The following is a 12,370-nucleotide window of genomic DNA, read 5'->3' on the forward strand; positions in this document are numbered from 1 at the left end:
ATAATGAAAATTCCTGCGTTAAGCGGACAACTCATAGGAAATATAAAAAAGCCTCATATGTACTGACCCCAAAAAGTTGGACAATAAATTATTGAAAGGATTTAATTCTGTATTGCACAGGACTGAGTCCTTTTAATTTTGTCTTGATACGTTTATTGTTGTAATAAAAAATATAATCCGTAATGGCTTGTTCTAGCTTATCAAGCGACTTAAAAGTCTTTTCATAACCGTAAAACATCTCAGACTTTAAGATGCCAAAGAAGGACTCCATCATGCCATTATCTGGACTATTTCCCTTGCGTGACATAGATGGACGAATCCCTTTGGATGCCAAGAAATCATGATAAGACTGGTGTTGATATTGCCACCCTTGGTCGCTGTGAAGAATAGTTCCTTGGTAAGAGGTAGCCGGAAATGCTCTTTTAAGCATGGTTTGAACCTGTTTTAAATCAGGTGAGCGTGACAAGGTGAATTCAATAATCTCACTATTGTATCCATCAAGAACAGGGGATAAATAGAGTTTCTCTCTAATATTTGGTAAAGCGAATTCAGTGACATCCGTATAACACTTCTCATAAGGCTTAGCCCCTTCAAACTGACGTTGAATTAGATTATCAGCTTTCTTCCCAATCTCTCCCTTGTAAGACGAGTATTTACGCTTACAACGAGTACGAGCAGCGAGTCCCATGAGTTTCATTAACCGTTGAACCTTCTTATGATTGATAACAAATCCTCGGTTTCTTAGTTCTAAATGAATACGACGGTATCCATAATTGCCTTTATGGTCAACGTAAATGGTTTGAATCATCTCTTTGACCTTCTTATCTTTCTTAGCTCTATTAAACCGTTTCAACTGATAATAATAAGTAGAACGAGCTAGCTTAGCGGTTTTTAGTAAGAGGTCTAATCGAAATCCTCCTGAGACCAGTTCTCTAACTGTTTCCGCCTTTTGCGCTGTAAGGCTTCGTCCCTCAAGCGCAATTCCCTCAACTTTTTTAGATAAGCTACCTCGGTACGCAGACGCTCATTCTCTTCCAGAATATGTTCTAGCTCAGTCATTTCTTTACAAGTTTTCTTTGGTTTACGTCCCATCTTACTCGGTCTCCCTCGTTGTTTCTCAACAATAGTATACCCGTTTTTCTTGTATTGTGCTATCCAATTGGTGAGTAGGGATTGTTGGGGAAGAGCATAATCCAGTGATACGGTGAGCTGAGATTGACCGTCAATAAGAACTTTATTAATGATTTCCTGCTTTAATTTAGAGGGATAATACTTATTTTTCCCTTTTTTAACAACCTCAATACCATGTCTCTCCATAAGCCGTACCATGTACTTAAGATTGGATAGACATACACCGTACTTTCGACTAATATAAGGCCAAGAAAAACCAGCCTGTCTTAACTGATATATTTCTAGTTTATCTTCATAACTTAATTTCATACAAAAACACCCCAATCGTTAGATTTTTTTCTGTCTAACTTTTGGGGTGCAGGTCAATAACGAGACTTTTTTGCTTATTTAGCTTCACCTGTGAAATTAAAATAACCATCATTAGTATATCCAGTTTCAAACTCAAATATATTGATTGATTTACCACCTTCTGTTAGAACAACACCATACAACTGATCTCCTACTTTACCCCAAATATCATCTTTATGGTATCCGACGTTAATAATAAAATAGTGTTTATCTTTTAATTCTGCCTCATGAGATGCCATTATTCCCTTCATAGATTTTGGTAATTTATCTTCAGCAACAACCTCATAATAAACTTCTTCATCTCCAGACTTCAATTTATGATTCTTCTTATCAAATTCAAGCTCTTGACCCCCTCCAGTGAAAATCAAGCTATCATATCCTGAAAGTTCTGAATACCCTGTATAACTATCTTTCAATTCTGTTTTGATAATATCTTCAGCTGACTTTTGACCACAGGCTGCTAGAACAATAAGCGCAAGCCCTAACATCAATAGACTAAAAAATTTCTTCATTTTCATAACAACCTTCTCCTTGATTAAATTGATTTCATTATATCAGAAATATGGCTCTCAGACAACAATTTGTATAATTTGTTATATAACTTTTTATCTATCTTATTATATTACATCATCTACAAAGAAGATATCGTCTTCCTCTTCTTCATCAAAAACATCTGCAATAATAGCATGTGTTAGTTCATCTGGAGAGGTGAACTGAGCTTGAGATAAAGGTTTTGGTTGCTGCTTTCTTGTAGCTAATTGAGGAGGTTCTCCGTTACTTCTCATACGATCAGTTAGTGCCGTACGCCAATCAATAATTTTATTAAAAGTGCTTTGTGCTCCTACTGCTATATCTTGAAGATCAAGCTCTCTATGCTCACTATTTACTGGAATATCAGCCAAGGTCATAGAGTGATCAAACTCATCTTGAAGGAACATATAACGGTAAGGAAGGCTGGTCTTCTCGTGCAAGAAAATTGGATCTGTCGTTACCTTACGACCAACGTTATCTCGACCTTTAACCCCACGTAGAATAACCGCTTCTCCTTCCTGGAGTTTGGCTAATTGTGTAGGTGTTAGCAATTCTTGCTTAGGATTTTCAATAGACACGTTAGGGTTAGCTTCATCTAAGATATTGCTAGAACGTCGGCGACGTGTGATTGTCCGTGTTCCTAAATCCTTACTGAAGCGTTCATTAGTTTTATTAGAGGTAGATTTAACGTAGATTTTAAGCGAACAGTTATCTTGAATAGTTGCTGCGATATTTTCACCATATTTATCGGTCAATTGCTCCAGATTTTGAATCCAGAGATAGTATAAAATGTTTTGACCAAGCCCAATAGAAATCTTAGTATCCATATGAGGAACTGCTGGTATGTTTGTGAACTCATCCAGGATATGAAGAATCCTGTTAACGCACTTACGGCCATTTGACAGAGCTAACTCATAATTGGCATTAAACAGCTGATCCAAGAACAGCGACACAATACTATTATATTCAGTACGGTTTGGTGGTGTTACCAGGTAAATAACTTTAGGATTGTCTGAATAAATCAAATCAATATCTTCTTCTTGGAGAAGGTTATCATCTTGTTCATTGAGAACAGTAACTTTGATATAATCCAAAATAGGTTTCCTAGTGTATTCATCCAGCGCAATGATTTTACCACGCTTCTTATAGACTTTCTCAGCTGAGAATTGGAAGGTCTTGTTACGGATAGCTGAATCACCATTATTTTCATGGTTGAAATCTATCGTTACTATGAACCGATCAGGAAGTTTTGGTTCAATCACATAGGTAAGATAACCTTCACCATCTATCAAAGCCGTTGCAGCATCTACGTGAATAACTTGTCTAGTTGTTTTACCCCAAGCCGATTGACTGGTAATTGTTACCTTAGCAGTCTTATGAGCGTATTCGTTACGCATAGCTACATTAGAACTTGAACGAAACTTAACCGATAAGCGACGTGGGAAGCCAACTGATTCTAGGTCAATAGAATTTTTAGACGTGAGTTTAGCAATGTTATCTTGCAAGAACAGATTAATACCAGACATCATACTAGAGAATACGTTTCCTTTTGTTTCTTCTGAAGCAAAGTCAGACGACCTAAAGTTAAGGTCTGCCATATCTCTAAACTTAGAAAACTGTTCCTGATTGATTTTACGCAAGTTATCAAAGTAAACCGTGATTTTAGATTTCTTCTTAACTTGTTGCTCTCGATCTGGATTCTCAACGATTTCTCCAAAGTCATTAACAAAGACTTCTTCAGAACCCAAATCGGTTAAGAATTTGGCGATATTTCGAACTGTAACCGTGTCCCAGGCATCCTTTTCTCCATTCTTGAATGTTTCATTAGCTCGGTCAATGAGAGCCATAGCAATCGCATTAAAGAGCGAAATAGAGGTATCTTCCCAATATTTGGCATTTCCGTTGCCAACACCTGGTTTCGTTTTACGATAAATTGCTTCAGCAACCGCATTAACCCTTGTCTGTGTCATTTCATAGTAACCTTTCTTGGCCGCTGCTATTGCAAGAGCTAGAGGGTTATAAGACATAGACCAATCCATATTCTGGAAAGATAGGACATTAACATCATAGCCACGTCGGCGCATGGTTTTATATGATGACTGATAGTGTTCCCCTTTTGGATCGGCAAGAACCATCGACGGTTGAATTTCTGCACGACTATTGATATCAATAGTCGTTGTAATATGCCCTTCGCCTTTACCAGAACGTGTCATACCAATACCAAGCATATTAGTGGTGCTGTCATCGATGTAATAATCACCTGAAGCTTTCGCATAAATCCCTAAGACTCTTTCAGCATTCGTCAGATATCGGCTAAAAGTGCGGTTTTGCCAAAGCATTTGAGAACCTAATGTTAAACCTGTAAGATTCGTTCTCGTCTCATGTAGGACTGGTACACCACCTTCACCTGGATAAGTTTCTGTTTTATTGGGAACTTTCTTATACTGTTGGTGAATTTCCTTGACTGTCGCAAAGCGGTCATCACCTTCCTCATTATGGTTATAGTCACGATATTGTTCAAAATTGACCCAAGCTGAACGCCAGGCAATGATTAAACCAATGATAAAAATTGGTACTGCTAGAATCGGTGCTACCAGAAATACTCTAGCATTAAATAAATTCTGAATCAGTAAGCTATCAACATTAAAGACGACAACTTGACTGCTATCCCTCAACGTTATGAGTGAGAAATAAAGGAAGCGGATAGCTGCCCTTAAAACAGTTACCAAATAGTTCGTCAAAATTAAAGCAATAAAACTGAAGCCCAAACCCATGAATACAAAACTACGGTAGTTTTTGAAGTAGAGCAGAGGCTTCATTTCCTTGTCAAATCGCTTTCTGTCTTGCTTCACAAAGGGCAATTTATAGATAAGACGGAAGAGAAGGTTACCAATCAGCAAGAATAAAAATGAAGGAACAACTGTCATAAGTCGCTTCATAAGATTCCAGAACTGTTTACTCTTAACTTTACCAGCTGACTTCCAGTCAATTTCATGACGATTCTTCAAGATATGAGCTAATTCTGCACTCCTATTTATGAAACGTTCCCTGAAAAGTTCTCTATCATCTATCAAGCCTCTTATCAACCGGAAAAGATTTCTAAGTGGTTCTCTCACAACTTTTATTCCCTGATAACCCAGATAGCCTACAAAACTAACTAGGAGGAGAGCATTGAACCTATTGACTTTGGCTAATTGAATAAGCGTGTAATAAATGGCCTCTATCCAACTATACATACCGTTCACCTCTGATTTCTTCTAAGAAACGCTTGATTTTCTCACCGTAGAAACTTGAAAAGAGGAATATTTTAAATTTTAATTGAGGTGATGCAAGCTGGTATCTTTCCAGATAGGAATTTATCCCCTGCTCAATTCCTAATTGAACGGTATAGCGATGACAACCTCTCCCCTGTTTCAGATAGTTTTCCACCTGAAGAGACTCAGCCATCAATTCATCTGATTGATCATCTGTTTGTTTTCTTTCCATAAACAATTATCCTTTCTGATGTAATTTTGAATACACTATTAGTCTAAGGGATAATTGCTTTTTCTGCGTTAAGCGGACAAATTAGGAAGTTGTATAAAAAGTTATATAACTTTTTAGCTCTCATTCTAAGAGCATTTCATAAAGAAATACCCACAAAACAAGTTGAAAACGTCTTAAAATTAGTATATTAGCAAGCCTTATGATATACTTAAATAGGCATAAAGCTCTAACCAAAAATAGCACGTGAACTAATCTCACGTGCTATTTTTGTCTATTAAATCATGTTATCGGATATAACGTTCTTTCCAGCTATTCAAAATAGCATTAAAATCAATTTGTTTTAAATCATACAAAAAATCACCTAAATGTTGAACTGCTTGATTACTATCGTTAGTTATCTCTAAATGCTCTCCAGAATCGTTAGAGCGCTCCAATCTTAAATCATTAAGTACTTGTCCAACAAATAAGTGAAATTTAGAAATACCAATATGATATCCACCATCAAATGTTAAATTCATTGAAATAAATTGATTGCCACTACCTAAAGTCTTCGATTCCACAAATGGATATTGAATATCACGCACACTCAGCTCATTCAGTGTTGTTAAAATGGACTCATGATTAGCTTGGATAATGGCGAAAATTTCACTTCTAAGAGCATCTACAGTTGAATTAATGATTGTTTGATCTGCCATATTTCACCTCTTTGTATATTATGTATTTATTATAATTATATCATACTGTCCCAGTATTTCAGTAAAACTACAATTCTTTTTTGACTTTTTTTAATAGTGACATAATATTGCCAAATATTCTCTTTATTTCTCTAGAGTTGATAACAATCCCAATTCATATTTCCATGATAGGATTCGTTTAACAGATTCATCAATCCGTTCTTCAGATAACTCACCTGAGGAAACTTTCTCTAGTAGGTATGGAATTTGCGTATGGTAAGAAGAACCTAGGATCAAATCATTTCCAGCTGAAATCACCTGATGAGCTGCTTCATCCTGATTAACAAAGTTAGCTAATCCTGCCATATCCAGATCATCTGTCATGATAACACCATTGAAGCCTAATTCTTTTCGCAGGATCTTATTGATTTTAGGTGAGATTGAAGATGGTACATTATCAAGCTTAGATAAGATATTATGTGAAACTAGAACACTATCTGCGCCAGCAGAAATCCCAGCTTCAAACGGTAAGAAGTCCGATTGGCGCAATGCCTCCAAAGAACGGTCATCTCGAATGATGGCTGTATGGCTATCCCCATTATTTCCGTAACCTGGGAAGTGCTTTAGGGTGGAACCAACCTGATTTTTATCAAGTTCTTGAACAACAGATTTGACATACTTAGCGGTTGTTTTGGCGTCTTCTCCAATTGTCCGGTTATAAATAAAAGCTGATGAATCCGTTGCTACATCCGCAACTGGGAATAAACCAGCATTGATTCCAACTGATTTTAGTGTCTCTGCTTTCGTTTTAGTGTCAGCAACAACAGCCTCAAGCCCTCCACTTTGATACAGAGACATTGGCGACTGGAAAGGAGCGTTTAGGATAGAACTGATACGTGTTACTGTTCCCCCTTCTTCATCAGATCCAATTAACAGTGGAATTTCAGCAGCTGACTGGTAACTATCCGTTAGCGCCTTAATACCTTCCAGTGATTGCCCCTCAAAATCCTTACCAAATAAAATGTACCCCCCTAAGTGATAGGTCTGAATATCCTCTATTTGGTTGCCATAAGGTACTCTTGCCCAAAATAGCTGACCTATTTTTTCTTCTAAAGTCATAGCTGCTAATAAATTCTGAACGACCTTAGTTTTTTGATTTTCTTTATTGTTTTTAGTTGTTATCACATTCTTTTCTGTTCGTCTTTCTGATGTTACTTTATTCTGATGGTTCGCAAATATCAGTCCACCTATTATAAACAGGAAGAATACATAAACAACAATAGGTTTCAATCTTCTTCTCATAACAAATCCATTATATCATGTATCTGGCCACAAAAACACACTTACAAAAAATAAAGCACTCAAGGTGAGTCCTTGAATGCTTTACCGTTATTTAAAAGGGTTCATCTGCATCCATTGGTTCTGGATAAGCCGACGTTGGTTGAGGTGCTACCTGAGAAGTATTAAAGTTTCCTTGCTTACGTCTTTGAGCCGCTTCTTTACCTTCTAAGAAAGTAATGCCATTCTGCTGATTTGGAGCAATGTATTGATAGCTGCGACGTTGTCCTTGTTCAGTCGTATAAGGACGCTGAACAATTTCTCCGTTAACTAAAATTGGAGAACCTTTTGATAAGCTTTGTGCCATAACTTCAGCCTGTTTACCATAAACTTGCACGTGGAAGAAACTCGTCAACGGTTTTCCATCATTCCCCTTTAAGCTAGAATCACAGGCAAAATCAAACTTAAAGCTGACATGCCCATTAGCTGTTCTACCAACTGCATCAGATGGAATATCTGACACTCGCCCTTGTGCAATAAATGCTTGCATGTTATTAACCTCCTTGATAATAAAAGGCCACAAGTGTATAACGTATTCTTCTTGTGACCAATTTTTGTTATATACGAGCTTTTCAGTTACCTGAATTAGTTTTCTTTACGTTTACGAACGCCTGCCAAACTTAATCCAGAAAGCAGGAATCCACCTAATACTGTAAGAATGCTACTTGCTTCACCAGTTGAAGGAAGACTAGCTTGTTTAACTGGTGTATTTGGAGCTGGTGGAGTTGGTTTTGGTGGCTCTGGAGTGTGAGTTGTGACTTTTGCAGTCATCTCTTTGCCATTCACAATATTTACAAAAGTATTTTCAACGTCACCTGCTGCAATACGTTCTACTTCTAGGTAGAAGTCTGCATCGAAGGTTCCCTCTACACCAAGTGAACGGAGAAATTCCTCATCAATGCTGTATGCCCATTCACCTTTTTTATCGTCCCAAGTTACTGTTACAATCTTCTTGATAAAATCGTTATTAGTATCTTGGTCAAATTCAAAGGTAAAGGCATACTTAGAACCAGATTTGATAGTATCACCAGCTTTAACAAGTGTCCCATCTTCAAGCGTTACATCATAGGTTAGTACGAGGTCTTCTTTAGCTGTATATTCAGTTCCTTTGATAATACCTTTCCAATTACCAGTATAGCGGTCATGTGCAATGTCAAGCTTATCTTTACCATCATATTGCCACAACGTATCATGTTTCACTGGAACAGTTACACCATCAAGAAGATAACGAATGTACTCACCAATTTGAACCGTTTGATCATCTAAGATAATGTTATCATCTTTTTGATCCAAAGCGTGTTTTTCTGGGGTCACATCTGGTACTTCAACAGTAACAAGATTAGACTGATAGCTGTTTCCAAAATCAATTTGGTAGAAGTCATTTTCAACTACTTCTCCTTCTGGAACAAGTAAACGTGCTGGAAGATCAATTGTGACGTTCTTAGCTTGTTTAACATAGTTTGCGTAGAAGCTAGCTGGATCTTTAGCTACCCAGAGATAGAACTCTCCAACTGGAGAAAGATTAGCATTGTCCAAGATAGCTTGGATAGCTTCTGTACGAGCTTCATCTGAAAGAACATGATACATGGTAAATAAGTCTTTAACATCTGTACCATCTGTAGCTGTTGCAGTAATACCATCTTCATTTACAGTAAAGGCACCATCTTGAACATCATCCATAATCGCAAAGCCCTTAGCAATCGCAAGAGTTGAGGCTGTTACTTTCGTGTATGGGCTGTAGTCTGTAGTCAAATGGAAGTTAACGTTACGGTCAAATGTTTTCGCACCATTAATGTCTGCACCAGAGTTATCAGTAATTGATTTAACTGGATCTGGAGTTGGTGGGGTATAAGTCGTTACTGTATTTGAAAAGGCCTCATAATCATTCTTGAACACTTTATAAGTGTTATCATAGAATGCTTTATCGTAGATAGGAACCCATTTAATCGTTGGTGCCTCAAGTTTTTTACCTTGGTAAACAGCTGTGTAAGTGTAAGTTTCTTGAATTTCATCGTAGTTGACTGTCCAACCTTTTGCCTGAGCATCAGCTTCATTTTCAGCAACAACTGGTGTAGCACCTGCTTCCAAAGGATCCACAATAGTGATAGTATCTCCAACTTTGATATTAGCATAGATATTATCGTGGTCTAGAGTATAAACTTGCGGAGTATTTTTAGCAACTGTTGCACCATCTGTATTTTTCTTATCAGTGTCCGTAACAGTCTTAGTCACCGTCGGTTTATAGGACAATTTGTAATCATGATAAGCAACGGATACTTGTTGATTTTTAGTATCAGCTAGTTTGGTTAATTCAAGAGTCGGTTTCTCAGGATTTTTAGCTTTAACCAATTCAGCTGAAACTGGATCAGGGGAAACAGGGTCAACCGTTGTCTTAACAATGGAAACGTTAACTGGTTTAACCTCAGAAGGTTTAACTGTTGTTTTAATTAGTGAAGCACTAATTGGTTTAACTTCAGTTGGTTTGACCGTAGTTTTGGTCAATCGAGCACTTGTTGGTGTTTCAACAACTGGTGCTACCACACGAGTATTAATCGCAAACCAGTAAGTTTGACCTGCTGGATCAGCTGGCCCATCCCATTGCACAAATTCAGTCGTAAAGCTTGAACCTTGAGTGAAGACACCAATCGCAGCTCCTTTGTATTGGTAAGCGGAATCTGTTGTGTCCCAGTTAAGTCCTGTTTCTTCTTGACGGTTATAGTTGTCAGAATATGCAAATTGGTCACCATGAACGCTAACCGTTGAACCGTTAATTTCAACCATTGAACTTCCATCACCTGTTGCACGTGCCCCCTCACGACCAATTGGGTTATTATTAAGTGATGAATAAGTTAAAGTAATAGGTGTGTCTTGTGAGGCTGAGTACACAACTTCTTTTCCATTTACAGTGTAGTAATAAGAATCTGTAACAAGGAAATTCATATAATCTGAATAACTGCCTGTACCATTGTTACGTGCTACAATGAAACCTTCCGTTGGATCGTTTGGAATATAAACATCATTTAAGCCTGTAGCTCCAGTATTTACCAGTTGGAAAGTACGGTGGATACGTGAAATATCATGCTTTTGACCATCAGTTGTCGTAACAGTTAAACCTTTAAGATTAGTGTAATCAATTTCTGTTGTCCAACCTTTGTCAACATTCGCATACTTGAAAACTCCAGTTGAGTCAAGAATACGTCCATATCCAGAACTTCCTGTTGTAGAGCCAATATCACGAGTACCTACAATTTGAGAACCAGCAGCAGAAGAGCCATGTGTTGCCTGTGGGTTTGATGCTGATAAATCTAGTGCTTGAAGAACAACTTGTTTTGTATAGCCTTCTGTGCCTGTTTTAGATTGTAGTTCATCATATTTTTTCTGCCAATCTGCTTGTTTCTGTTTTGCTTGATCATAAGCAGATTTATTTTGAGAAGTAATTTTTTCTGCTTCTTCTGCTGAAGAAACTTCTTTTGATGAAGTCGTTACGACAACCCCAGCACCTTTAAGCTCATTAACTTTAGCTTCGGCATCCGCATTTGTGGTATCACTAGCTTTTTTAGTTTTATTATACGCTTCTAAAATAGCATTATCTGAAGTGACTTGCTTTTCTGCTAAAGCAACGGCATCTGCATTTTGCTTACGGATAGATTCAGCTTCTTCTGCTGAAGAGACTTCTTTTTCAGCAGTTGTTACACTAACGCCTTTACCTTGAAGTTCTTTAGCCTTAGTATCGGCATCCGCATTTGTAGCATCACTGGCTTTTTTAGTTTTGTCATGCGCTGCTAAGACGGCGTTGTTTGAAGCTACCTGGTTACCTGCTGAAGTTGCTGCTGCTTCATTTTGTTTACGTAGTGTTTCAGCCTCTTCAGCTGAAGAAACTACTGTTGTAGTTACATTTACTGTAACACCTTTTTCTTTAAGATCTGTAACTTTGCTATCAGCATCCGCATTTGTAGCATCACTGGCTTTTTTAGTTTTGTCATGTGCTGCTAAGATGGCAGTGTTTAGGGTAATTTGTTTTTCAGCTGAAGCAATCGCTGCTTCATTTTGTTTACGTAGTGTTTCTACTTCTGCAACCGAAGTAACAACTTTTTCAGTTGTAGTTACTGTAACACCTTTATCTTTAAGAGCATTAGCAGCTGATTCTACTGCTTGATTTAATGTTTTAGCTTCTGCAACTGTCGCATCATAAGTGGCTTTGTTTAATTCGTAAGTTTTAACACTTTCTTGGTTACCTTTTAAGGTTTTCTTAGCCACTTCAGTAGCCTGTTTATTTTTGGCAGCTGAACCATCTGTGGCTGTTGAACCATCTGTTGTAACAGTTACCGTAGTGTCTTTTTCATGCTTACCTTTTGCATCTTCTACAAAATCATTATTTGCATCGATAGCACCTTGTGCTTCACTATATGCCGCATTATTGTCAGCTTGTGTTTGTGTAGCTACTTTAATCTCTTTAACTTGCTTTTCTTGATCTGACTTAATATCAGCCTTAGAAGCGTCCAAATCAGTGCTATTTGTATCTGTACCTTGATCAACGGTTGCTTCTTTTGTGACCGCTACTCCTGTTTCTGTAGCAGTTTCTACAGCTGCTTCAACAGTGCTATTATCAATAGCTACTGGTTGAGTTCCAGTTGACGTGTTTGCTTGTGCTGCATAAGCATTATTATCATTAGTGCTTTCTGGTTGTGTAACAACTGTTGTTGCTTCAGATTCAGTCACTGGCGAAGTCACTTCATCAGCTAAAACTGCACCTGATGAGAAGGCTACTGCTCCTGCTAGAGCAATTCCTGATACAAGACCTTTTGCCCATTTTTTCTTACGGAAGTAACCATGTCCTTTAGTATTGTTTGTTGTCATTTTAT

At 37.6% G+C, this 12,370-nt stretch carries 8 protein-coding genes; all 8 read right to left on the reverse strand.

Annotation, left to right across the window (positions count from 1 at the left end; genetic code table 11):
- Positions 1–88 precede the first annotated feature (88 nt).
- The 8 genes from MHH90_RS05600 to MHH90_RS05635 all read right to left on the reverse strand — a co-directional run bounded on the left by MHH90_RS05600 (position 89) and on the right by MHH90_RS05635 (position 12,365).
- Positions 89–1,440, reverse strand: a protein-coding gene (locus MHH90_RS05600) for an IS3 family transposase (RefSeq protein WP_340725767.1) whose coding sequence is annotated in 2 segments (ribosomal slippage) — positions 89–981 and positions 981–1,440 — 1,353 coding nt in all. Because the reading frame shifts where the segments join, the coding sequence is not laid out codon by codon here.
- A 74-nt stretch (positions 1,441–1,514) separates the two neighbouring features.
- The gene (locus MHH90_RS05605) at positions 1,515–1,997 is read right to left on the reverse strand and encodes an LptM family lipoprotein (protein WP_003045954.1); all 483 of its coding nucleotides are present in this window, start codon (positions 1,995–1,997) and stop codon (positions 1,515–1,517) included.
- Between the two features lie 99 nt (positions 1,998–2,096).
- On the reverse strand, positions 2,097–5,246 hold the full coding sequence (locus MHH90_RS05610) for a VirD4-like conjugal transfer protein, CD1115 family (protein WP_003045952.1): 3,150 nt from the start codon (positions 5,244–5,246) through the stop codon (positions 2,097–2,099).
- Positions 5,239–5,496 (reverse strand): hypothetical protein, encoded by a 258-nt coding sequence (locus tag MHH90_RS05615; protein ID WP_003045951.1) that lies wholly within the window; start codon positions 5,494–5,496, stop codon positions 5,239–5,241. Before MHH90_RS05615 ends, MHH90_RS05610 begins: the two co-directional genes overlap by 8 nt.
- 284 nt (positions 5,497–5,780) lie before the next feature.
- Positions 5,781–6,191 carry a hypothetical protein gene (locus MHH90_RS05620; RefSeq protein ID WP_003045947.1) on the reverse strand — a complete coding sequence of 137 codons (411 nt, stop codon included), beginning with the start codon at positions 6,189–6,191 and terminating at the stop codon, positions 5,781–5,783.
- A gap of 123 nt (positions 6,192–6,314) precedes the next feature.
- Complete coding sequence (locus tag MHH90_RS05625) at positions 6,315–7,460, reverse strand: glycoside hydrolase family 3 protein (RefSeq protein WP_081587250.1); 1,146 nt, start codon at positions 7,458–7,460, stop codon at positions 6,315–6,317.
- 103 nt (positions 7,461–7,563) lie between these two features.
- Positions 7,564–7,998 (reverse strand): single-stranded DNA-binding protein, encoded by a 435-nt coding sequence (locus MHH90_RS05630; RefSeq protein ID WP_003045942.1) that lies wholly within the window; start codon positions 7,996–7,998, stop codon positions 7,564–7,566.
- A gap of 95 nt (positions 7,999–8,093) precedes the next feature.
- Positions 8,094–12,365 carry an SspB-related isopeptide-forming adhesin gene (locus tag MHH90_RS05635; protein WP_003045940.1) on the reverse strand — a complete coding sequence of 1,424 codons (4,272 nt, stop codon included), beginning with the start codon at positions 12,363–12,365 and terminating at the stop codon, positions 8,094–8,096.
- Positions 12,366–12,370 lie beyond the last annotated feature (5 nt).

It is taken from the genome of Streptococcus sp. FSL E2-3488 (assembly GCF_038003585.1).
In the GTDB taxonomy this organism is placed as follows: domain Bacteria; phylum Bacillota; class Bacilli; order Lactobacillales; family Streptococcaceae; genus Streptococcus; species Streptococcus thermophilus.